Source organism: Tepidibacillus decaturensis (assembly GCF_001561915.1).
Classification (GTDB): domain Bacteria; phylum Bacillota; class Bacilli; order Tepidibacillales; family Tepidibacillaceae; genus Tepidibacillus_B; species Tepidibacillus_B infernus.
Map to the genome: position 1 here is coordinate 2,258,634 of NZ_LSKU01000001.1, position 23,119 is coordinate 2,281,752.

Below are 23,119 nucleotides of genomic sequence, written 5' to 3' on the forward strand. Positions count from 1 at the left end.
AAAAAAGGACTGTTCCTCCACAGGAATAACAGTCCTTTTTCTAAAAATAAAAATATAATTGCAATTGTACAATTTAGCTAAAGAATCCTTGTAAATCTTGTAATTTTGTTTTTGCCTCTTCGATTTGAACAAAAACCGATTCCTTTGCTGTGCCACCATATGATGATCTTGCATTCACCACTTGCTCTGGTTGTAATTTTTCGTAAATGTCCTTTTCTACTTGATCTGAGAAAGCATGATACTCTTCTATGGTTAAATCAAGTAGATATTTCTTTTGTTCAATACAATAGAGTACGGTTTTACCCACGATCTCATGTGCTTGACGAAATGGAATTCCCTTTGTTACAAGATAATCAGCATAATCTGTCGCATTAGAAAAGTCCTCTTTCACCGACTTCGCCATTTTTTCCTGATTTACCTTCATCGTTTCAACCATAGGTTTCATTAAAGCAAGTGCCCCATCTAAGGTTTGAACCGTATCAAACATTCCTTCCTTGTCTTCTTGCATATCCTTGTTATAGGTTAAAGGCAGTCCCTTTAATGTGGTTAGCAAGGAAATCAGGTGCCCATATACTCTTCCTGTTTTCCCACGTACCAATTCGGCTACATCTGGATTTTTCTTTTGTGGCATAATGCTACTTCCCGTACAGAAGGCATCATCAAGTTCTACAAACTGAAACTCTTGGCTAGACCACAAAATCAATTCTTCAGAAAGTCTAGATAGATGCATCATCATTAAGGAAGCATGACTTAAAAATTCAACGATATAATCCCGATCACTTACAGCATCCATACTATTTGCATAAATACCTTGAAAATCAAGCAGATCTGCTACTTGCTTTCGATCGATAGGGAAGGTGGTTCCAGCTAACGCCCCTGCTCCTAAAGGCATTAAATCGATTCGCTTCCAACTATCTTGAAGCCGTTCTAAATCCCTCAAAAACATCGAAACATAGGCCATTAAATGATGGGAAAATAGAATCGGTTGGGCTCTTTGCAAATGGGTATAGCCAGGTAAAATAACATCAATATTTTCCTCCGCTTTTTGAATAAATCCTTCAATCAACTCTGCTAGTCTTATACCAAGCTGTTTAACCCATTTCTTTAAGTAAAGATGCATATCTAAAGCAACTTGGTCATTGCGACTTCTTGCCGTATGAAGCTTTCCACCAACAGGACCAATCTTTTCAATCAACCGTTTTTCGATATTCATATGAATATCTTCAAGGGCAATTGAAAATTCAAATTGCCCTTCTTCAATTTCCTTTTTAATCTCTTTTAAACCACGGATGATAAGATCCATCTCTTCTACTGTAATAATGCCTTGTGTTGCTAGCATGGTGGCATGAGCGATACTTCCTTGAATATCCTCATCTGCTAACTTATAATCAAAGCCAATCGAAGCTGTATATTCTTCAACTAAATGGTTTGTCGATTTGGTAAAACGTCCACCCCATGCTTTTTTACTCATTCTCTTTCCCCCTGTGAACCTTTGCAAATACTTTTGTTGGTAAACCAAATAAGGTGATAAAACCAACAGCTGCTTCATGGTTGAATTGGTCATCGGCATTATATGTTGCCAATTCATAGGAATATAGAGACTCTTCAGAACTACGGCCTACGACGGTTGCGTGGCCTTTAAATAGTTTCACTCTTACTTTACCTGTTACCATCTCTTGGGTAGAATCAATGAATACTTTTAAGCTATCCATGAGTGGTGAGAACCATAATCCTTCATAAATCATATCAGCCACTTTTTGCTCAATGATCGGCTTAAAGTGGGCCATTTCCCTTGGATGAACTAAGCTTTCTAATGCCTGATGGGCAGTAATCAAAACGGTTGCTCCTGGCGTTTCATAAATCTCTCTTGATTTAATCCCGACAAGACGATTCTCTACATGGTCAATACGACCCACCCCATGTTTTCCAGCAATTTTATTCAATTGCAAAATAATCTCTTCCATCGGTAGAACTTCTCCATTTAAGGCAACAGGCTTCCCTTTTTCAAACACAATCTCTACTTCTTCAGGTTGATCAGGGGCATCATGAATCGATGAAGTGAGTGCATAGGCTTCTTCAGGTGGTGCTACCCATGGATCCTCCAAGACACCTGCCTCACAGCTTCTTCCCCACATGTTCATATCAATGCTAAACGGATTTTCTTTTTGAACTGGAATTGGAATCCCATGTTTTGCCGCATATTGAATTTCTTCATCCCTAGACATTGCCCATTCTCTTACAGGAGCAATGATTTTAAGGTCTGGCGCTAATGCAGTTACTGAGACATCAAAACGTACTTGGTCGTTTCCTTTCCCTGTACAACCATGAGCAACAGCAACAGCCCCTTCTTCTCTAGCCACCTTGACTAGCCATTTGGCGATCAATGGACGAGATAAGGCAGAAACCAAAGGATATTTTCCTTCGTACATGGTATTTGCCTTTAATGCTGGCAAAATAAACTCTTCAGCGAATTCCTTCTTCACATCCACTACATAAGATTTAATCGCTCCAACCTTTAAAGCCTTCTCTTGAACAAAATCTAAATCCTTGCCTTCGCCCACATCCATAGCTAAAGCAATAACATCATAATTATATTTTTCCTGTAGCCATTTAATCGCCACAGAAGTATCTAAACCACCAGAATAGGCCAAAACTACTTTGTCTTTCGCCATTAACAAAACTTCCTTTCATCTCACTCTTAAAGAGTTGTATTATTATACTTTTATATTTATTCATATAAAAGTATAATAATACAACATAGACAAAAAATAAAGACCTAAATCATTTTTATTTTAAAGAATTGTATGTTGCATAAGAGGCGGACAACGGAGCAGCATTGCAATACACAATTCACCTCTTAATAAAGTCACTGTGAATCGTGTGTTGCATAAGCAAGCGACTTTCAGTAGTGCCTTTCCCTCTTTACGTTTTAATCGAGGAAAGGCGCGAATGACGGAGCAGCGTTGCAATACACGATTCACCTAATGAAAGCTGTTAAAATAGCTTTGTGAGCATGTAATCGATTCTCTGCCTCATCAAAAACAACAGAATTTGGGCCTTCAATGACCTCATCAGTTACTTCTTCTCCTCGATGGGCAGGTAAACAATGCATGAAAAGATGATCCTTTTCTGCTGCTTTTAATAACTGAGAGTTGACTTGAAAACCTTTAAAGTGTTCTAATCGAAGCCGTGTTTCTTGTTCTTGCCCCATACTGGTCCAAACATCAGTATAGATGATATCAGCCCCGATTACCGCTACTTGAGGGTCATTGATCACCTCTAGTTTTCCCCCATGGCGATTGGCTTCTTCCTTTGCCAATTGAATCACTTTGGCATTAGGTTCATACCCTTTTGGACTTGCCACTACCACATCCATTCCCAGTTTAGTCCCAGTAATCATCAAAGAGTGTGCCACATTGTTCCCATCCCCGATATAGACTAACTTTAATCCCTGCCATTTTTTCTTATGTTCATAGATCGTCATAAAATCAGCAATCGCTTGTGTGGGATGGAAAAGATCAGATAGACCATTAATGATTGGGATTGTAGAATATCTTGCCATCTCAATCAGTTTTTGTTGTGAATCAGTCCTCATCATGATCCCATCCACATAGCGTGATAAGACTCGGGCTGTATCGGCGATGGTTTCCCCACGGCCAAGCTGAATATCCTGTTTACTTAAGAATAGTGGATAACCACCAAGCTGAACCATTCCTACCTCAAAAGAGACCCTTGTGCGCGTAGAGGATTTTTCAAAGATCATTCCTAATGTTTTTCCAGCAAGGGGTTTAAAAGGAACCCCTTTTTTCAACTTCTCCTTTAAATCGATGCCAAGTAAAATAAAATATTCTATTTCTTCCTTTGAAAAATCGGCTAAGGTTAAAAAGTCCCTCCCATTAAAATCAAAAGGTTGTTGATCTTCTATTTTGGCGATACTCATAAGGTTCCTCTCCTCTCATTGTTCCTTTTGTACGATATTCTGTCAATGTTCTAGGTTGGAGAAGACGAGAGTCAGGATTTGGACTCACCTTTGCTAATGCTTCTTCTAATGTCCAACCTAAGCTTAAGATTTCCCCAGTTGATTTCATTTCAGGCCCAAGTGAATCAGTTAGACCTGGTAATTTACGATTAGAAAAAACAGGGGCTTTCACTGTATAAAAAGGATTTTCCGAAAGTACTCCTAGCGGATAAGGTAATTGCTTTAAACGTTTTCCCAATTGGACTTGGGTTGCAATTTGGATCATCGGAATCCCTGTAACTTTGCTGATGACAGGTATGGTTCGCGATGCCCTTGGATTTACCTCCAAAACATAGATATGGTTGCCATCGACAATCATTTGAATGTTGACTAAACCAATGAAGTTTCCATGCTTTAATACCTTTTCTGCCGCTTCAATCACTTTCTTTTTTTGAATCGTCGTCAAAGAAAAGGGTGGTAATACAGCCGTACTATCTCCCGAATGAATGCCTGCTGGTTCCAGATGTTCCATGATCGCTGGAATGATCCAATCTTCTCCATCAGAAACAGCATCTACCTCTACCTCTTTCCCTGAAATATAGCGATCGATTAGTAAAGGATAGAAAGATTGGTCAGATAAAGAGAAAGTTAATTGATCTAAATAATGTTCCAGTTTCTGTTGATTCTCAATGACTCTCATCCATTGCCCACCGATCACATAGGAAGGACGAATTAAAATAGGATAACCAATTTCGGTCACAGCAGGAAGGAGTTCTTCCATTTTCCAAACGATCTGCCCAGGGATGGGTTCAATCCCTGCATGAAACAAAAATTGATTAAACTGTTCTCGATCCTCCATTTGATCAATCGTTGCAATTGGAGTTCCTAGTAAGGGAAAATAAGGTTCAAGTTGCTTAGCTAATTTTAGCCCTGTTTGCCCACCAACTTGATAAACAACGCCATCCACCTGTTCTTTTTCCAAAATTGGTAACACATCTTCCAATGTTAAAGGTTCCATATAAAGGCGGCTAGACATATGATAATCGGTGCTTACCGTTTCAGGATTATCGTTAATCATAATAGATTGAATTCCCTCTTGTTCTAATGTCAGAGCCGTATGAACAGCACAATAGTCAAATTCTATTCCTTGGCCAATTCGTATCGGACCTGAACCAATCACCGCCACCTTTTTTCCTTGAAGAGGGGATTCGTCGTCTGTTCCTAACCTACTAGAATAAAAATAGGGGGTTTTTGCTTCAAATTCCCCTGCACAGGTATCGACAGACTTATAGCTTGGTAGAATGTTATGTTGTTTCCATAGGCTCCATAGTTCAGCATCGGAAAGGTTAATCCCTTTAGCCAACAATTGGTCAGAGATTCCTTTTCTTTTCAATGTTTTCAATCGTTCAAGGTTCACTTCAACTTGATTCTTTTTCCAATCGTTTATTTCTAACTCCATCTCCACCATTTTCTTAAACTTATGAAGAAAGAAAGGATGAATATTGGACCAACGATGGATCGTTTGCATACTTATTCCTCGATGAAACGCTTCTGCAATCAGAAAAATTCTCTGATCATCTGCCTGTGTAATCCCTTTTTCTAATTGTTCGTCAGACCATGTTACATAGGTTTCATCAAGTAAACCAACTTTTCCAATTTCTAAGGCACGAATCGCTTTGTAAAAGGCTCCTTCAAAGGTTCGATCAATCGTCATCACTTCCCCTGTTGCTTTCATTTGTGTTCCCAATTGACGATGAATATAAGGAAACTTATCAAAAGGCCATCTAGGGAATTTAATCACGACATAATCTAATGCCGGTTCAAAGCTAGCATAAGTATGTTGTGTGATCGGATTTTTAATTTCATAAAGAGAATAACCTAAGGCCAATTTGGTGGCAATCCTTGCAATGGGATAACCTGATGCCTTCGATGCCAAAGCACTAGAACGGCTAACACGAGGGTTGACTTCGATGATATAGTATTGTTCTCCATCTGGATGCAATGCAAATTGAATATTACATCCCCCAATGATTTCTAACGTCTCTATCACTTTTAATGAGACTGTCCGAAGCATCTGATATTCCCGATCATTTAAAGTTTGCGATGGGGCGATCACAATGCTATCCCCTGTATGAATCCCCATTGGGTCAATATTTTCCATATTGCAAACAATGATGCTATTCCCTTCTTGGTCTCGCATCACTTCATATTCAATTTCTTTCCAACCTAGTAAACTCTTATCTACCTGAATTTGATGAATAGGACTTTCTTCGATTCCCCTTGTGGCCACCTTACGCAATTCTTCCTCTGTCTCTGCTTTCCCTCCACCTGTTCCTCCTAATGTATAAGCGGGGCGAACAATCACAGGAAAACCAATTTCTTTGGCAAAATTCACTGCCTCTTCTACATCACCCGTAATGATGCTCTCTGGGATCGGTTCACCGATTTTCTCCATCGTCTGTTTAAAAAGCTCTCGATCCTCCCCTTTTTGAATCGAGGTAATTGTGGTTCCAAGCAAAGGGACTTGATACTTCGTTAAGACTCCTGCTTTTTCAAGCTCTATGGCAAGATTAAGGCCTGTTTGCCCACCTAAAGTGGCTAACAAGCCATCTGGTCTTTCGCGTTCTATAATTTTTGTTACCGACTCTACACTAAGTGGTTCAAAATAAACATAATCTGCAATTTCCTGATCGGTCATGATCGTTGCTGGGTTATTATTTACCAGTACAATTTCAATTCCTTCTTCTTTTAAAGCCATACAGGCTTGTGTACCTGCATAATCAAATTCAGCTGCTTGCCCAATCACAATAGGGCCAGAACCAATAACTAATATTTTGCGATAGTTTTTACGAGATTTGGGCATATTGTTTAACTCCTTTTTCTACGCTACATAGCTGAACAAATGTCTTAAAGATCTCGAAAGCCTCAATCGGCCCTGGATGTGCTTCTGGATGGAATTGCACGGATTGAATTGGGAGAAAACGATGCTTCATCCCTTCTACAGATTGGTCATTCACATTTTGATGGGTCACAACAAAATCTGTCTTCTTTAGTGATTCATCATTTACTACATAACCATGATTCTGTGAAGTCATCCATACTTGATTCGTTTCAAGGTTAATCACTGGGTGATTTACACCACGATGACCAAATGGCAATTTTTCTGTATCTGCCCCAAAAGAAAGTGCTAGTAACTGATGGCCTAAACAGATGCCAAGGGTTGGAAAAGAAGTGACCAATTTTTTAATCTCAGGTAATAATGGAGTAAGCTCTTTTGGATCCCCTGGTCCATTAGATAAAAGAATTCCATCTGGATTTAATTTCAAGATTTCCTTTACTGGATAGTTGTAGGGAACCACTGTCACGCTACATCCTAAACTTTTCAACGAATCAATAATCGAAAATTTTGCCCCATAATCGATTACCACCACATGTGGACCTTGGTTCGGGTAAAAAAGGGGAATTCTCGTACTCACCTGATCTACTAAAGGAAGTAGATTAATTCTTGAAAATTGCTGATCGTCTTGTTCTTGTAGCTCCAGTTTTCTTTTCCAATCAGCCAATAAAGAGGAATCCAAGGTCTTGCTGATCATCCCCCTTAAAGAGCCATGTTTGCGGATCAGCTTTGTTAATTCTCTAGTATCAATCCCTGATAAACCAGGAATCTGATATTTCGCTAAAACCTGTTCAAAGGTTTGGTTATATTGAGGGTGGCTAGGTTCTTTACATAACTCAGCAACGATCACTCCAGCAACCTGAGGACGGATGCTTTGGTCATCGATGGTATTGATTCCATAATTACCGATTAAGGGATAGGTAAAATTGACAATTTGCCCTGCATAGGAAGGGTCAGTAATCACTTCTTGGTACCCTGTCATTCCGGTTTGGAACACCACTTCGCCACTTTGCTCTACCTCTGCTCCAAACCATTCCCCTTCAAACCAATCTCCTGTCTCTAAGAAAAGATAACCCTTCATTCATTTCACCTCCTCATTTTTGCCAAGCCTCAATGCTGCTGATTAAGCGGTCAATCCCTTGTTCCACTTCTTCTTTACTAATATTTAATGGGGGTAATAATCTGAGTACATTTGGTCCTGCTGTAAGGACTAGCAACCCTTGCTCCTTCGCCAATCCAACTAATGGGGCAACAGGTTTTTTCCACTCAATACCAATCATTAAACCTTTCCCTCTTACTTCAACATAATCAGGGTATTTTTTTAATTTTTTTGTAGCTGTTCTTTTAAATCATCCCCAATCTCTTTAACATGGGAAAGGATTTCCTTTTTTTGTAGTGTTTCAATGGTTGCCAATGCAGCCGTTGTTACAATAAAATTTCCACCAAAAGTAGAACCATGGCTTCCAAGAGAAAAAGCTTCTTTCGTTTTCTCGCTCCCGAGCATGGCGCCAATTGGAAAACCACTGCCTAATCCTTTTGCTAAGGTAATAACATCAGGTTTGATTGGATAATTTTGGAATCCAAACCACTCTCCTGTTCTTCCCATTCCTGTTTGTACTTCATCAACCATCAATAAAATGTCATGTTCTTTTGCTACTTGTTCCAGATGGCTTAACCAAATAGGGTCGGCTTGATAAATCCCACCTTCTCCTTGGATCACTTCCAGCATAACCGCCGCTGTTTCATGGGTGACTGCCTTATCAAACGCTTCTATATCTCCATAGGGAATCGTCACAAAGCCATAAGGCAATGGATCAAAACCATCCTTTACCTTCATTTGCCCTGTAGCCGTCAATGTGGCTAAAGTTCTGCCGTGAAAGGATTGTTGAAAAGTAATGATTTGATACCTTTGTCTATTTTTTACTTTTTGTTGGTAACGTCTAGCCAATTTAATGGCTGCTTCATTTGCCTCAGCACCACTATTCCCAAAGAAAACATAATCTAGCCCACTTATTTCGGTTAATTTCTTAGCCAATTCCATCTGGGGTGAAATCGTAAATAAATTGGATGTATGCCAGATTTGGTCTAGCTGTTCAATGACTTTTTTCTTTACTTCCTCTGGAACATGGCCTAGTAGGTTGACGCCAATCCCCGAAGTAAAATCTAAATAACTATTTCCTTTTTCATCCCAAACCCAGCACCCCTTTCCTTTTACAGGGCGAATCATTCCTTCCGGATAAGTAGGAAAAACTGCACTCATCAACCAACCGCTCCTCTCGCTTTATAGATTTTTGTTCCGACTAACTGATGGTCAATCACTTTAGTCAAAATCCCTTTTTCTCGCCCATCCAAGATATAAACTTCATCAATCCCATGATCTAAACATTGTAAAGCGGCCTCCACCTTGGGAATCATACCACCTAATACATGTTGTTCTGTAATCAAGTGATCGATTTCTTCTCTTGTTAAAAGATGAAGGACTTTCCGCTTTCCTTTTACCGTTTGATAGATTCCAGGAATATCTGAGACCATCAATAGCTTTGAAGCGTTTAGTTGAGTAGCGATTGCTTGCGCTACAGTATCTGCATTGATATTATAAATCTGTCCTTTTTGATCCATTCCTAACGGACTAATGACAGGAATCGTATTTTGGAATTGTAACTGACTGAACAAGTGGCAGGAAATTTGTTTTATTTTCCCTACATAGCCTAATTGAGGGTCTAATGGCTCTACTTCAATCATATGTTGATCAATTCCACTTAAGCCTATGGCATTACCGCCAGCCATTTGAATCCTTTTGACAATCTCTTTGTTTTCTTTTCCATTTAACACCATTTGCACCACTTCTAAGGTTACCCCATCTGTTACCCTTAACCCATTGATGAAAGAAGAAGTAATCCCTAGCTTTGCAAGCATTTGGTTAATGGCAGGGCCACCACCATGTACGATAACAGGAAACCAGCCTTGGTCGATCAGTTTGACTAACTCCTGATAAAACTCAGCAGATAACTCTCCTAACACACTTCCACCAATTTTAATCACAATGACTTGTTTTGCATCTAGGGCATGTTCGGAATAAAGATTACGTACGGTATGAGGCATTGATTTTGACATAGTCATAGGTTAAGTCACACCCCCAAGCAGTTGCAGATTGCTCTCCTTGGTTTAAATCGACCAAGATCTTTACTTTATTTTCCTTAAAAGATTGAGTCACAGCTTCTTCTTCATAATTCATGACGATTCCTTTTTGTACAACAAGGGTATGACCAATCGTAATATCTAGTTGTTTCTCATCGACGTAAAATCCGCTATTGCCGATCGCCATCACTACACGGCCCCAGTTCCCATCTGCTCCAAACACAGCAGTTTTTACTAAATTGCTGCCCACGATTTTTTTCGCAATCACTTTAGCCATTTCTTCAGTAGCTGCTCCTTGAACAACCACTTCAATCAGCTTTGTCGCCCCTTCTCCATCTTGGGCAATCATTTTGGCTAATTGTTCTGATACATAATGAAACCCATGAACAAAAACAGGCCAGTCTGGATGAGCTTCAGTCAATTCTGTATGGCCTGCAAAACCATTGGCCATAACGAGAACCATATCATTTGTTGATGTATCTCCATCCACTGTAATCATGTTAAAGGTTTGATCTGTCACATGATGCAATAAACGTTGAAGTACATCAGGATGAATCTTAGCATCAGTGGTAACAAAAGCTAGCATCGTAGCCATATTCGGATGGATCATCCCAGATCCCTTTGCAGTACCCCCAATCGTCACCGTTTTTCCTTCGATTTCAATCTCAACCGCTAATGATTTTGCAAATGTATCTGTTGTTAAAATCGCTTCTGAAAAAGATGCTCCATCCTCACCAAGTAGATGAGGTAATTGCTCGATTCCAGCAAGGATTTTTTCGATTGGTAATCTTTCTCCAATGACACCAGTGGATGTAACGGCTACTTCCCAAGGGGAAAGTTGAAAAGAATCAGCAACTGCATTTCTCATCATCAATGCATCCACCATTCCTTGCTCCCCTGTAAAAGCATTAGCATTCCCACTATTTACGACTAACGCCCGTAATGTAGATCCTTTTGCCAAACTTTGTTGGGTCACTTTCAAAGGTGCCGCTTGAAAGGCATTGGTCGTGTACACGGCTGCACTTACAGCAGGCCCTTCTGAGAGGATTAGCCCTAAATCTTTTCTCTTTTTCTTAATCCCACAATGAATTCCTACAGCTTGAAAACCCAGTGGAGATGTCACATCCCCCTCTTTGACCGTTTTCATCTTAAAATTTGTCATCTTAATCATTCTCCATCCCCCTTTCTTTTACCTCTACCCTTTAAGATAACCCCTATCCCATTATAAAAATGAAAAGAAAGTAATACTATGTTTGTTCTCACGGATAGATAGGAACAAACCTCAATCCTAACTCCTGTTCCCAACCCATCATCAGATTTAAATTTTGAACCGCTTGCCCTGCGGCTCCTTTCATTAAATTATCAATGGCTGAAAAAAGAATCAGTCTTTTGGTCCGTTGATCTAAGAAAATCCCAATATCACAATAATTGGAACCAACCACTTGTTTAGTTTCAGGGTATTCCCCGCTAGGACGAACGCGGATAAATGGTTGGTTTCCATAATCCTCTACGTAATATTGAACCAATTCTTCTTCTTTATATTCCTTTTCAAGGTCTAGATAAATCGTTGACAAGATTCCTCTTGTGATCGGTAGTAAATGGGTCATCATTTGCACCGTAACCTGATGGCCACTTAGATCTGTTAATACTTGTTCAACTTCAGGAATATGCTGATGCCTTCCCACTTTATATGCTTTAAAATTATCGTTGACTTCTGAAAAGTGGGTGTTTCGTGAATATCCACGACCTGCTCCTGATACCCCTGATTTAGCATCGATAATCACCGATTTAATCGGCAACTTCCTTCTATATAATGGGGCTAAGGCTAATAAAATACTTGTGGCATAACATCCTGGATTGGCAATATAGTTCGCTTCCTTAATCTCTTTCGGAAACACCTCAGATAACCCATAAACCGCTTGTTGTAAAAGAGATGAATCAACAGCCTCTAAGTGGTACCAAAGCTCATACTGTATTGGCTCCTTTAGGCGAAAATCACCAGAAAGATCGATCACTTTAAATCCTGCCTCAAGAAATTGAGGGCCAAGTTCCTTACTTACCCCAGAAGGAGTAGCTAAAAAAACCACTTCATTTTCTTTTTTGAGTTCAACTATTTTCTCTATGGTAAGATCAGATAATTTTTCAATCGGTGACTCCAAGAGTTGACGTAAATGAGGATAGATTCTGTCGATCGATTCACCCTCTTGACTATGTACAAACAAATGGTGAATATTCACTTTGGGGTGCTGTAGTAAGATTCGAATCAGTTCTATCCCACTATAGCCACTTGCCCCAACCACAATTACATTCAATTCATCCATCCTCCCTGATAAATATTTATAAATATCTTTGAATTATTATACATCCGTATTTTTATAAATTCAATTGTTTTTTTATACAAAGCTTGGTCTTTTTTAATAAATTTGTTCACGCTACACAGCTAAAGCTGTTAGTCGTACTATGTCGCTGCTTATGGAATATACAAAACCAAAAAAAGGTTGTAATTTGAAAGAAACGAGTTCCTTGCAAATTACAACCATATTAGAGATATTCGTACTAACAGATTCTTGGTAGAAGCATACCAGATAGACGGTCTAGGCGGCGGGTACTTCCAAGCGGCGTTCTAAGAAAAAGCCTTCCTTTTCCTTTTCCTTTGCCTTTCCCTATCACCTTACCTATCACTTTGGCTTCTTTTCCTATTTCATACTGATGTAGAATGGAAAGAACTTTGCCCTCATCCTCTTTTCCAACGATGATGATCACTTTCCCTTCATTTGCCAAATAAAATGGTTCATAACCAAGAATATCGCAGGCCCCTTGTACTTCTCTTCGTACAGGAAGGAGCATTTCATCAATTTCCATCGTGACGTTAAAGTCTTCACATATCTCCACAAGTGTTGTAGCCAGACCACCTCGAGTGGGATCTCTCATGATCCGAACATGATTGACTGCTTGTAAAACCTCTGCAATCATATGGTTTAACGTAACACAATCACTTTGAACTTCTGTCTGAATTCCTAAGTCTCCTCGAGCAGAAAGGATAGCAATTCCATGATCTCCTATTGTTCCACTAATGACGATCGAATCCCCTTCTTGCATCGATTCAGGTTTTACCGTATGATGTTCGTCAATCCAACCGATCCCTGTGGTATTGATATAGAGTCCATCTGCACTTCCTTTTTCAACTACTTTTGTATCCCCAGCTACGATTCTTACATCTGCTTTTTTCGCTTCTTCTACCATCGACTGAACGATTTTTTTCAGATCAACAATCGGAAAACCTTCTTCGATGATAAAACTAGCAGTAAGAAACTTTGGTGTCGCTCCACTTACTGCTAAATCGTTTACAGTTCCTGTAACGGCTAACTTCCCGATATCTCCGCCTGGGAAAAAGAGAGGTTTAATGACAAAACTATCTGTGGAAATTGCAATCCTTGAATGTGCTATAGAAAGAATGGCTGCATCCAATTTCGCTTGTTCTTGATGACCAAAAGTATCTACAAATACTTCCTGAATCAGTTGGTGGGCTAATTCTCCCCCATCCCCGTGGGCTAAGCTGATTCGATCATTCATAATTATTCCTCCCTCATATATTGATAGTGGGCAGCACAGGTTCCTTCACTAGATACCATGCATGGCCCAATGGGATGAAGAGGGGTACAAGCTTTATTAAAAAGAGAACACTCCTCAGGTGTAATAATCCCCCGAATGATTTCCCCACACCGACATGCGGTTTTACGAGGTTCTCCTACTGTCATGTTAAATCTCTTCTTCGCATTTAAGTGAGCATATTCTTCCCGCAAATCAAGACCACTGTTTTTGATGATCCCGATTCCCCGCCATGCTTCATCACTCAGCGTCAAATACGTTTCCATCAGTTTCTGAGCCACTTGATTGCCTTTATCGGTGACGATACTTCGATGATCATTGATAATCTCCGCTTTTTCTTGAAGGAGCAATTGTAAAAGTTTATAGATACTACTTAACATTTCTACCGATTCAAACCCGCTAATCACACCAGGCATCTGATATTCATCCACAAGATATTGATAACTATTTTTTCCTAATACAATAGATACATGGCCTGGTAATAGGAATCCATCGATCTTAACAACCTCAGATTCTAGTAAATGACGAATGATTGGTTCTACCAATTTCGTGGTTAACCACATGGAAAAGTTTGTAATTCCTTCATCATCTGCCATCTTCAGGGCAACAGTAAGAACAGGAATTGTGGTTTCAAACCCGATTCCTAGAAAAACGACTTCCTTATCTGAATGCTTCTTGGCGATTTCCACTGCATCGACAGGGGAATAAACGACTCGAATCTCTCTTCCTTCTGTTTTCGCTTCCATCAGCGAACGTTTCGTTCCTGGAACCCTGATCATATCGCCAAAGGTACAAATAATTCGATTTTCACCTTCCGCCAATTGGATCATTGCGTCAATCGATTTTTGATCGGTCACACAAACGGGGCAACCAGGACCAGAAATAAGCTTCACATGATCCTTTAACGACTTTTTAATCCCCGTTCTTGCTAAAGCCATCGTATGGGAACCACATACTTCCATGATCGCTGGAAGTCTTCCATATTTATCTTTATATAAATTCGCTAAGTTCATCACTTTTGCTAATAATTTTCGACTTAACTCAGGGTTGGAGGATTCATTCAGAATCTCTAGCATCAGCAAGCTTCCTCCATTCCTCAATGCTGACCTTTGCATATTCTTCGTCAACGATCGACATGGCTTGTCCTGCATGAACAACCACATATTCACCTACTTGTACTTCAGGAACAAAGATAATACCTACCCTCATTTTTGACCCCATGACATCCACTACTGCCGTATATTCCTCTTTTTCTATTACTTTTGCTGGAACCCCTACACACATTTCCTTACTCTCCCCCTTTTAAATCCTTTCATTCGAATCTCTATTGATAGCATTTGCCGCGACGATTAACTGACCGAATGCAATTCCCCCATCATTACAAGGAACCTTTTTATGGGTATAAACTTCAAAGCCTAGCTGCGAAAGTCTCCTTTTCATTTCACTAGTTAAAAATGGATTATGAAAACTGCCCCCTGATAAAACCGCTTTTCGGTTCCAGTCTGTTTGGAAACTGGACACCTGTACAAGTGCCTCCACAAGAGCAGTAACCAATGTTTGATGAAACATCTGAACGATATCAACCACTGGTTTCTTCTGCAAAATATCCTTTGTTATATGATCAATCATTTTGGTAAAATCAATCTCTAGTCCCTGATCCCCATTTTCTTTAATTTCAAAGGGGTAGGATTCTTGAATCGTGATTTCTTCAGGCATCATTTCAGACAAACGGATTGCTGCTTCACCATCATAAGTGGAAACCTGACAAATGCCTAACATAGCACTAATCGCATCAAACAAACGGCCACACGTCCCTGTTAGCGGCGTATTGATCTTCTTTTCGATCATTTTCTTTAAAATATTAATCTCGTATTCTTTCTCTTTAAAAAGTTGATTTGCTAGTATTACTCCCTTTTCTCCTAAATAACCAATCATCATCCCGACAGCATTGCGCCAAGGCTCTTTAATCGCTTTTTCCCCACCTGGGAGGGGAGTATAAGTAAGATGGGCTAGTCGCTTAAAGGAACGGGCGTCTCCGTAAAGGATTTCAAAACCCCAAATATTACCATCTTCACCATAGCCTGTACCGTCTAAAATGATCCCGTACACAGGTTCAGTCAGCTGATTATCCTCCATACACGCCACATGATGAGCATGATGATGTTGCACTTCAATCATCTTCCCCTGCATGTCCTCCGCCAATCTTCTCGTTGTAAACTGGGGATGCATGTCTATAGCAATCACTTTTCCTTGAGTTCCCATCCATTTCATGAGATGGTGAAATTCATTCTTAAAAAAATCGACAACCTCCAAGTGATCCATATCCCCAATGTGAGGTCCTAAGAAGATCTGCTCATGTCTGCCAATGGCAAAGGTATTTTTTTGCTGCCCACCTAAAGCTATCACATCATGGACAGGCTGCTGTGTTGAGATTGGATCAGGAACATAACCTCTTGAACGCCTTAGAAAAGTAATCTCACCATCAATGACCTGAACCACCGAATCGTCTAAAGGATGTAAAATTTCTCGATTTGTAGTTAGGATAAAATCTGCAATTTCATTTAATCCTTTTAATGCCTCCTCGTCTTTATAAAGAATAGGCATTCCTGATGGATTGGCACTCGTCATCACCAATAAACGAAGGTCTGGATCATCGAAGAGTAGATAATGTAATGGCGTATATGGCAACATGACCCCTAGTGTCTTTAACCCTGGAGCCAAGTTTTTAGGCAACTGGTTATGCTGCTTTTGCATTAATACGACAATCGGTGATTCGGACGATTGAAGGGTTTCCTTTTCTTTTGGTCCAATATAACAGAGATCCCTAGCGATTTCCATTGAAGCAGCCATTACGGCAAGGGGACGATTTGGCCGTCGTTTTCTCTCCCTTAGACGAGAGATTGTCTCCTCATTCAAAGCATCACAGGCTAGATGATAACCCCCTAGGCCTTTGATCGCAACAATAAAGCCTTGTTTTAACAACTGTTGTACTTTTTCGATCGCTTGATCACCTTTCCCTATACCTTCTCCATCGATGGATAATAATTCAACATCTGGCCCACAGGAAAGGCAAGCAATCGGTTGAGCATGATGGCGACGATTATTAGGGTTCTCATATTCCTCCTGACAGGACTCACACATCTCAAAAGATGACATGACCGTATAGGGACGATCATAGGGTAATTCAGAGATAATCGTATAACGGGGGCCACATTGGGTACAGTTGATAAAGGGATAACGATAGCGAAAATTGGTTGGGTCTTTCATCTCCCGTAAACAATCTTCACATACCGCCGAATCGACGGGAATCACTAAGGAGGACTTCCCCGTTCGTTCACTTGGGATAATCATAAAATCTTGATATCCCTTAGGATCCATTTCTACAACATCAATAGAATCCACTCTAGATAACCTTGGAGGATGGAGCTTAACTTCATCAATCATTTGTTGAAGGGATTCTTCCTCCCCCTCCGCTACGATTCGCACCCCATCCATATTATTTTGAACAGTTCCCTTGATGTCATATTTTTCAGCTAATTGAAAGATAAAGGGGCGAAATCCCACCCCTTGAACCCTTCCTTTTATCGTTAATTTGCTGGCTTTAAGCATTTTTGATAAACACCCCTGATCCAATTGAGCCATTCTTCTAGTCCTTCTTCTGTCTTCGATGAAAGTTGGATCAATTTCGATTCAGGGTTAATTCCTTTTAAGTCTTCAATTGCTTGTTGTACATCAAAATCTAGATAAGGAAGCAAATCAATTTTATTTAAGACAACCAATTCTGTTCTGCGGAACATCACTGGATACTTTGGAATCTTGTCATTTCCTTCTGGAATACTTAAAACTACCACTTTATGGGCTTGACCTAGATCATAACCAGATGGACAAACCAGGTTACCTACATTCTCAATAAATAAGATATCGATATCATCTAAATTAAATTCAGGCAACACTTTTGCTACCATTCTTGCATCTAGATGACAACCACCATTGGTGTTGATTTGTACTGCTTTTGCTCCTAATGCACGAATACGATCCGCATCTTTTTCTGTAGCCAAATCTCCTTCGATGACACCAATGCGAAATTCACTGGATAAAGCCTGTACAGTTTTTTCCAATAGCGTCGTCTTTCCTGCCCCAGGTGAACTCATAATATTGATCACTAAGGTTCTACTTTTTTGAAACTGCTCTCTATTAAATTCAGCGGCCTTATTATTATTTGATAGAATGTCTTCCTCTAGAACGATTTCCATCTCCCTTTCCCCCTTTGTAAAGATTGTACACAACTTTAACACATTGCTTTTCGTGGTTTGTATATTCCACCCCTATACAAACCTATCTAATTTCCTTTATAGGATTTCACTTTAAACGTTTCCCCAGCGATCAACTTCCCACTCGGAAAGTTACATGCAGGGCATACCGCAATCCGTTGTTCTGGCATATATTCTAATTCACAGATCACACATATGGCTTTTGCTTTCTCGTGAATGATGGTTAGTTTTGCATTCTTGTCCAAGAAATCAATTCCCTGAGATTTGTACACATCAAAAGCCATTTCCAATGCGTCTGGTAGTGCATTACTCAATTCTCCTACGATTAAATCTACTTCTTCTACTTTTTTGATATTCCTCTTTTTCGCATCTTCTTCTATCAAATGGAGGATATCACCCATCAAAGCCATCTCATGCATCTTGATCCTCCTCTTTCCTTTACATTTTCTCTATTAAAACAAACCACTTACCATCCTTTTCTTTTAAAGGGTAAAACTTTGGAACGAATTGGCCCTCATTCTTTTCAATGAAATATTGCTTATTGCATGCTAGACAGATCAATTTCTTTTCAAAAGGAATCCACTGAATGAAGGTATGGCAAATTGGGCAAGTTTTATCAAGGGCTTTCATCTCTTCCCCATTGGAATAAAGGCTAATCGAACGATTTTCTAAAAAAAGATCCTTAACCCCAATAAACGCTTTTGGATGAAGATGTCCAAGAGTGTGCCGCTTCACCCCAGTCATCTCATCAAACAATTGATCGATCTTCTCAACGTCCTCTTCAATTAAAGGAGAAACAAACTCTTTTGCAGCCTCTAAAAGGCTCTTTTTCATCTGAGATAAGAACTCGGCACGATTCACAAGCTTTCACTCCAAATTTGAACCTGTTGAACGACTTTTTCTACCAGCTTTGGCAATTGTTTTTGAACCGTTTCTGATAATTCAAGACCTAATTGTAAGGAATAAGGCTGGATACCGAACATGATCATTTTTTCGGGTAATCTTTCCCGAAGTTTGGCTGCAGATAATACTTCTTGAAAACCCACTTGATGAATTGACATTTTGATCCCGTAATACTTTGGTATTTCCTCATCCTCAATCGTTATTAATTCCCCTGCTAGTTTCCCCGCATTGATCGCATCAATAATAATCAAATAGTCAGCTTCCTCAACAGGTTCTAATAATTTGATTCCATCCGTTGTCCCTTCTATGATCTCAAGATAGGGTGACTCTGGTAGAGCTTCACGTAAATAGGGAAGAATATGCACACCAACACCCTCATCTGAATAGAGGGTGTTGCCAATGCCAATAATAATGATTTTTTTTGCTTTCTTTTCTTCAGTCATCATCTGTTACACACCTTCAGTCTCTTAGATCGCATTCAGACTTATAACCTGTGAAAATAGAAGATACCGTTCCGTTCCTTGTGAGCCAATCTTCACGAAATGCCATATAAATATGAATCACCATAAACACCATAAATCCCCATGCCACTAAATGATGCCAAGATCGAACGGAAAAACTATCTCCACCAAAAAGGTATGGAACCCAAGAGAAGAATTTCCCCCAAAAGGATTCTGGATTGGGTTCAAAATATAAATAGTATCCAGTAAACATCATGATGAGTGATCCTGTGCCAATAAAGATCCAGTAACTTAATTCAGCCAAGGCATTATGACCAATATAATGTTTTTTCTTATTTTTTAGGAATAAATAAAATTTAATCGTTTCAAACGTACCTTTCCAAAACTCTTTTCGTAACGGGTTTGACTTTGCATATTGATTCCCAACAAAAACCCAATAGAACCGGACAAGTAAATTGATCGTAAAAACAAAAGCAGAAAAAAAGTGAATATAACGAACCCAGCCCATCAAGAAAGAATAGTAAGCTTCTTCTTGAACAGGCGCAGCTACAAAAGGATGAGCAATATAGACCCCGGTAATCATTAAGATGATAATAGCAAGTGCATTGATCCAATGGAAAATACGTACCGGAAGCTCCCATACATATACTTTAGTACAGTTTCCTTTCATATTCCTGCTAACATGGTTTGGGTCAAAGGTAAAATCAGGCTGATACCTTGGGATTGGATTTGGTTCAGTAGGGATCGACATCAAACTTCCCTCCTAATAACCTATTTTAAGTTCGGTCATTTTTTGATTTTCTAAATCAGTCAGATGAACAGCACAAGCCAAGCATGGGTCAAAGGAATGGATAATCCTTAGAATTTCGATCGGTTGTTCAGGATCTAAAACAGGTGTGCCCCTTAAAGCAGCTTCATACGCACCTACATTTTGGTCCTCAATTCTTGGTGATGCATTCCAAGTCGTAGGAACAACCGCTTGATAATTTTTTGTCTTCCCATCTTCAATTTCAATCCAGTGGCCTAACGAACCGCGAGGAGCCTCCATCCAACCTACACCTTTTGTTTGTTTCGGCCATGTACTAGGTTCCCACTTTGTGCGATCAAATGTGGTTTGATCCCCATTCTTGATATTTTTCAATAGTTCATCCATATCATTGCGTAGCCAGTTGGAAATGAGAACTGTTTCAAGTCCTCTCGCAACCGTTCTTCCTAAGGCAGACTGTAAGGCACTAATCGGTAAATCTAATTTTTTCAAAGTACTATCGACAATATCGACAAACTCTTCTTTGTCTAGTGCATATCCTACTAACATTCGAGCCAATGGACCTGTCTCCATCGGTTTATTCTTCCAACGAGGAGATTTTAACCAACTATATTTATCATCCGTATTTAAATTTTTATAAGGGGCTTTTGGCCCACTATAATTTAATGTGGTTTCCCCTTCCCAAGGATGTTTTGCACCTGTTCTTTGACCATCATAGGTATACCATGAACGATCAATAAATTCTTTAATTTGTTCTGGGTCTCTTGGATCTACATCATATACCTTGCTTAAATCGCCATCTAGAATGACACCTCGAGGCATACGATAATCCTTCACTTCTTTCCAATCGCTGGTAGAGAAATCACCATAAACCAAGTAATTGTTTAATCCTCCACCATAGGTCCAATCTTTATAGAACGAACCAATCGCTAAAAGATCAGGAATGTAGACCTTGTTCACAAACTCTCTTGCTTCATCAATCAGTTGAGAAATATAGGCTAATCGTTCTGCATTCACTCCTGTATCACTATTGATATCGATTGGAGTAGCCATTCCACCTACCACGTAAAATGGGTGTGGATTCTTTCCTCCAAAAATCGTTTGGATTTTTACTACTTCTTTTTGCCAATCTAGTGCTTCTAGATAATGTGCTACTGCTAGTAGATTAACCTCAGGTGGTAACTTATAAGCGGGATGACCCCAATATCCGTTAGCAAAAATACCAAGTTGTCCGCTATCCACTAATTTTTTAATTTTATTTTGAACCTCTTTAAAATAACCAACAGATGATTTCGGCCAATCAGAGATCGATTGAGCAATACGACTTGTCTCTGCAGGGTCTGCTTTTAATGCATTGACGACATCCACCCAATCTAAGGCATGTAAATGATAAAAATGAACGACATGGTCATGAACAAATAATGTTTCATTCATCATCTCTCTGATTAAATGAGCATTTCGCGGGATATGAATATCTAACGCATCTTCAACTGAACGAACGGAGGACAAGGCATGAACCGTGGTACAAACCCCACAGATCCGTTGAACATAGGCCCAGACATCTCTTGGGTCTCTGCCTTGGACAATCAGTTCAATTCCCCTTACCGATGTCCCAGAACTAAAAGCATCTTTAATCACTCCATCATTAAAATCTGCTTCAATTCTTAAATGGCCTTCTATTCGGCTAACCGGATCGATCACTAATCGCTCCATCTTTATTCACCTCTATTTATCGAGTTTTCTTGTTTTTTTGGTTCTTTTTTCATTGCGGTAATAGATGCATGAACAGCGATACCTGCTAGTGCAGCCCCAGTTGCATAGAGACCAACTTTCTCAGGATTGATCGTCGTTTGTGTACCAGGGATTTCTGCCTCACGAACATAGAAAGGCCCATTATCCCAGAATTGATTTTCTGTACAACCAATACATGGATTACCTGATTGAATCGGGAAGCTTACCCCACCATTCCAGCGAATTTGCGCACAAGAACTATATGTAGTAGGGCCTTTACAACCAAGCTTATATAGACAATAGCCTTGTTTTGCCCCTTCATCATCAAAGCTTTCTGCAAACAGGCCTGCATCAAAATACGCACGACGGTTACATGTATCATGAATCCTGTGTCGATAGAAAGCCTTTGGTCTTTTTTGACTATCTAGTTCCGGAATTGTTCCAAAGGTGATAATATGTGCGATCACACCAGTCATCACTTCAGCGATTGGTGGACATCCAGGAATTCGAATCACTGGTTTATCTTTGATTAAATCAGTCACAGGCACTGCATGGGTCGGATTTGGTTTTGCTGCTGCAATTCCACCCCATGAAGAACAGCTTCCATAAGTAATCACCGCCATTGCTCCCTTTGCTGTTTCGAGCAGAAGTTCTTTTGCGGATCTACCACCAATCATCAAAAAGTCATCGTTTAAAGGAATACTTCCTTCTACAACTAAGACATACTCCCCATTGTAGTTTTCAAGGACACTTTGACGGGCAGTCTCAATATGGTGACCGGAAGCGGCGGATAAGACTTCACTGTATTCTAACGAAATCATCTCTAGTAAAACGCTTTCAACCTTAGGATGAGTAGAGCGAATAAATGATTCAGAACAACCTGTGCAATCTTGCATTTGTAGCCAAATGACTGGTACGCGTTTTTTTGTTTCCATTGCCTTCACTACAACATCCGTTTGGGAAAAACTTAAACCCATTGTGGCAGCCAAACCGGTACACATCTGTAAGAAACGCCGACGAGAAATCCCCCTTTCAAGAGCAGATTCTAAAATCGTTTTCTCTCCATCCATTCTTTTACTCCTCCATTTTTCTAGAATGATAATAATAACACTTATGATTATAAAAAAGTTGTATCGTATATTAGTTCACCAATTGTTCATAATCACTGCATATAGCTAATATATTTATAGTGAACTACCCGCCACCTACGCTTCGCTTAGAGGTGGGGGCTTCTAAGGTAATCGCACCTAACGGTACGAAATTTACTTAGCTATCGAGCCTGTTCCATGCTCTATTTATGATTATACTAACAGTCGCAATCCTTCACGCTTGATATTGATAGAAGCGTTCCAATCTCTATCTGCCACAAAACCACAATCACAATCG

At 39.7% G+C, this 23,119-nt stretch carries 19 protein-coding genes and 1 pseudogene; all 20 read right to left on the reverse strand.

Features of this window, described 5'->3' with window-relative positions; translation table 11 throughout:
- Positions 1-73: 73 nt before the first annotated feature.
- The 20 genes and pseudogenes from argH to U473_RS10700 all read right to left on the reverse strand — a co-directional run bounded on the left by argH (position 74) and on the right by U473_RS10700 (position 22,803).
- A complete protein-coding gene (argH, locus tag U473_RS10605; RefSeq protein ID WP_068726160.1) occupies positions 74-1,471 on the reverse strand; it encodes an argininosuccinate lyase in 1,398 nt (465 codons plus the stop codon).
- The gene (locus tag U473_RS10610) at positions 1,464-2,672 is read right to left on the reverse strand and encodes an argininosuccinate synthase (RefSeq protein ID WP_068726162.1); all 1,209 of its coding nucleotides are present in this window, start codon (positions 2,670-2,672) and stop codon (positions 1,464-1,466) included. The genes argH and U473_RS10610 overlap by 8 nt, the downstream gene beginning before the upstream one ends.
- Positions 2,673-2,977: 305 nt before the next feature.
- On the reverse strand, positions 2,978-3,940 hold the full coding sequence (gene argF, locus U473_RS10615; RefSeq protein WP_068726163.1) for an ornithine carbamoyltransferase: 963 nt from the start codon (positions 3,938-3,940) through the stop codon (positions 2,978-2,980).
- Positions 3,903-6,821 carry a carbamoyl-phosphate synthase (glutamine-hydrolyzing) large subunit gene (carB, locus tag U473_RS10620; RefSeq protein WP_068726165.1) on the reverse strand — a complete coding sequence of 973 codons (2,919 nt, stop codon included), beginning with the start codon at positions 6,819-6,821 and terminating at the stop codon, positions 3,903-3,905. The genes argF and carB overlap by 38 nt, the downstream gene beginning before the upstream one ends.
- Positions 6,805-7,935, reverse strand: coding sequence for a carbamoyl phosphate synthase small subunit (locus U473_RS10625; RefSeq protein ID WP_068726167.1), 1,131 nt, complete (start codon positions 7,933-7,935; stop codon positions 6,805-6,807). The genes carB and U473_RS10625 overlap by 17 nt, the downstream gene beginning before the upstream one ends.
- A gap of 13 nt (positions 7,936-7,948) precedes the next feature.
- Positions 7,949-9,114, reverse strand: a pseudogene (locus tag U473_RS10630) (aspartate aminotransferase family protein).
- A complete protein-coding gene (gene argB / locus U473_RS10635; protein WP_153012041.1) occupies positions 9,114-9,974 on the reverse strand; it encodes an acetylglutamate kinase in 861 nt (286 codons plus the stop codon). The pseudogene U473_RS10630 and the gene argB overlap by 1 nt, the downstream one beginning before the upstream one ends.
- Positions 9,937-11,163 carry a bifunctional ornithine acetyltransferase/N-acetylglutamate synthase gene (argJ, locus tag U473_RS10640; protein ID WP_068726172.1) on the reverse strand — a complete coding sequence of 409 codons (1,227 nt, stop codon included), beginning with the start codon at positions 11,161-11,163 and terminating at the stop codon, positions 9,937-9,939. Before argJ ends, argB begins: the two co-directional genes overlap by 38 nt.
- 88 nt (positions 11,164-11,251) lie before the next feature.
- The gene (gene argC, locus U473_RS10645; RefSeq protein WP_068726174.1) at positions 11,252-12,313 is read right to left on the reverse strand and encodes an N-acetyl-gamma-glutamyl-phosphate reductase; all 1,062 of its coding nucleotides are present in this window, start codon (positions 12,311-12,313) and stop codon (positions 11,252-11,254) included.
- Positions 12,314-12,548: 235 nt separating this feature from the next.
- On the reverse strand, positions 12,549-13,565 hold the full coding sequence (gene hypE / locus U473_RS10650) for a hydrogenase expression/formation protein HypE (RefSeq protein WP_068726176.1): 1,017 nt from the start codon (positions 13,563-13,565) through the stop codon (positions 12,549-12,551).
- A 2-nt stretch (positions 13,566-13,567) separates the two neighbouring features.
- On the reverse strand, positions 13,568-14,677 hold the full coding sequence (gene hypD / locus U473_RS10655) for a hydrogenase formation protein HypD (RefSeq protein WP_068726178.1): 1,110 nt from the start codon (positions 14,675-14,677) through the stop codon (positions 13,568-13,570).
- Entirely contained in the window at positions 14,658-14,885 is a 228-nt protein-coding gene (locus tag U473_RS10660; protein ID WP_068726180.1) for a HypC/HybG/HupF family hydrogenase formation chaperone, read from the reverse strand. The genes hypD and U473_RS10660 overlap by 20 nt, the downstream gene beginning before the upstream one ends.
- Positions 14,886-14,903: 18 nt before the next feature.
- Positions 14,904-17,210, reverse strand: a complete 2,307-nt coding sequence (gene hypF / locus U473_RS10665; protein ID WP_068726181.1) for a carbamoyltransferase HypF — start codon at positions 17,208-17,210, stop codon at positions 14,904-14,906.
- Positions 17,189-17,854 carry a hydrogenase nickel incorporation protein HypB gene (hypB, locus tag U473_RS10670; RefSeq protein WP_068726183.1) on the reverse strand — a complete coding sequence of 222 codons (666 nt, stop codon included), beginning with the start codon at positions 17,852-17,854 and terminating at the stop codon, positions 17,189-17,191. Before hypB ends, hypF begins: the two co-directional genes overlap by 22 nt.
- Positions 17,855-17,940: 86 nt before the next feature.
- Positions 17,941-18,291, reverse strand: coding sequence for a hydrogenase maturation nickel metallochaperone HypA/HybF (locus tag U473_RS10675; protein ID WP_068726185.1), 351 nt, complete (start codon positions 18,289-18,291; stop codon positions 17,941-17,943).
- Between the two features lie 19 nt (positions 18,292-18,310).
- Positions 18,311-18,733 carry a hypothetical protein gene (locus tag U473_RS10680; protein WP_068726187.1) on the reverse strand — a complete coding sequence of 141 codons (423 nt, stop codon included), beginning with the start codon at positions 18,731-18,733 and terminating at the stop codon, positions 18,311-18,313.
- The gene (locus tag U473_RS10685; RefSeq protein ID WP_407701924.1) at positions 18,730-19,221 is read right to left on the reverse strand and encodes a HyaD/HybD family hydrogenase maturation endopeptidase; all 492 of its coding nucleotides are present in this window, start codon (positions 19,219-19,221) and stop codon (positions 18,730-18,732) included. Before U473_RS10685 ends, U473_RS10680 begins: the two co-directional genes overlap by 4 nt.
- Before the next feature lie 13 nt (positions 19,222-19,234).
- The gene (gene cybH, locus U473_RS10690; protein ID WP_399167883.1) at positions 19,235-19,906 is read right to left on the reverse strand and encodes a Ni/Fe-hydrogenase, b-type cytochrome subunit; all 672 of its coding nucleotides are present in this window, start codon (positions 19,904-19,906) and stop codon (positions 19,235-19,237) included.
- 93 nt (positions 19,907-19,999) lie between these two features.
- Positions 20,000-21,715, reverse strand: a complete 1,716-nt coding sequence (locus tag U473_RS10695; protein ID WP_068726191.1) for a nickel-dependent hydrogenase large subunit — start codon at positions 21,713-21,715, stop codon at positions 20,000-20,002.
- Between the two features lie 2 nt (positions 21,716-21,717).
- Positions 21,718-22,803: a hydrogenase small subunit gene (locus tag U473_RS10700; RefSeq protein ID WP_068726193.1), complete on the reverse strand. Its 1,086-nt coding sequence runs from the start codon at positions 22,801-22,803 to the stop codon at positions 21,718-21,720.
- Positions 22,804-23,119 lie beyond the last annotated feature (316 nt).

Bases quoted from the DNA above. Each gene is read 5' to 3' on its own strand.
- argH (WP_068726160.1), bottom strand. From the start codon at position 1,471: ATGAGTAAAAAAGCATGGGGTGGACGTTTTACCAAATCGACAAACCAT.
- U473_RS10610 (WP_068726162.1), bottom strand. From the start codon at position 2,672: ATGGCGAAAGACAAAGTAGTTTTGGCCTATTCTGGTGGTTTAGATACT.
- argF (WP_068726163.1), bottom strand. From the start codon at position 3,940: ATGAGTATCGCCAAAATAGAAGATCAACAACCTTTTGATTTTAATGGG.
- carB (WP_068726165.1), bottom strand. From the start codon at position 6,821: ATGCCCAAATCTCGTAAAAACTATCGCAAAATATTAGTTATTGGTTCT.
- U473_RS10625 (WP_068726167.1), bottom strand. From the start codon at position 7,935: ATGAAGGGTTATCTTTTCTTAGAGACAGGAGATTGGTTTGAAGGGGAA.
- argB (WP_153012041.1), bottom strand. From the start codon at position 9,974: ATGACTATGTCAAAATCAATGCCTCATACCGTACGTAATCTTTATTCC.
- argJ (WP_068726172.1), bottom strand. From the start codon at position 11,163: ATGATTAAGATGACAAATTTTAAGATGAAAACGGTCAAAGAGGGGGAT.
- argC (WP_068726174.1), bottom strand. From the start codon at position 12,313: ATGGATGAATTGAATGTAATTGTGGTTGGGGCAAGTGGCTATAGTGGG.
- hypE (WP_068726176.1), bottom strand. From the start codon at position 13,565: ATGAATGATCGAATCAGCTTAGCCCACGGGGATGGGGGAGAATTAGCC.
- hypD (WP_068726178.1), bottom strand. From the start codon at position 14,677: ATGCTAGAGATTCTGAATGAATCCTCCAACCCTGAGTTAAGTCGAAAA.
- U473_RS10660 (WP_068726180.1), bottom strand. From the start codon at position 14,885: ATGTGTGTAGGGGTTCCAGCAAAAGTAATAGAAAAAGAGGAATATACG.
- hypF (WP_068726181.1), bottom strand. From the start codon at position 17,210: ATGCTTAAAGCCAGCAAATTAACGATAAAAGGAAGGGTTCAAGGGGTG.
- hypB (WP_068726183.1), bottom strand. From the start codon at position 17,854: ATGGAAATCGTTCTAGAGGAAGACATTCTATCAAATAATAATAAGGCC.
- U473_RS10675 (WP_068726185.1), bottom strand. From the start codon at position 18,291: ATGCATGAGATGGCTTTGATGGGTGATATCCTCCATTTGATAGAAGAA.
- U473_RS10685 (WP_407701924.1), bottom strand. From the start codon at position 19,221: ATGATGACTGAAGAAAAGAAAGCAAAAAAAATCATTATTATTGGCATT.
- cybH (WP_399167883.1), bottom strand. From the start codon at position 19,906: ATGAAAGGAAACTGTACTAAAGTATATGTATGGGAGCTTCCGGTACGT.
- U473_RS10695 (WP_068726191.1), bottom strand. From the start codon at position 21,715: ATGGAGCGATTAGTGATCGATCCGGTTAGCCGAATAGAAGGCCATTTA.
- U473_RS10700 (WP_068726193.1), bottom strand. From the start codon at position 22,803: ATGGATGGAGAGAAAACGATTTTAGAATCTGCTCTTGAAAGGGGGATT.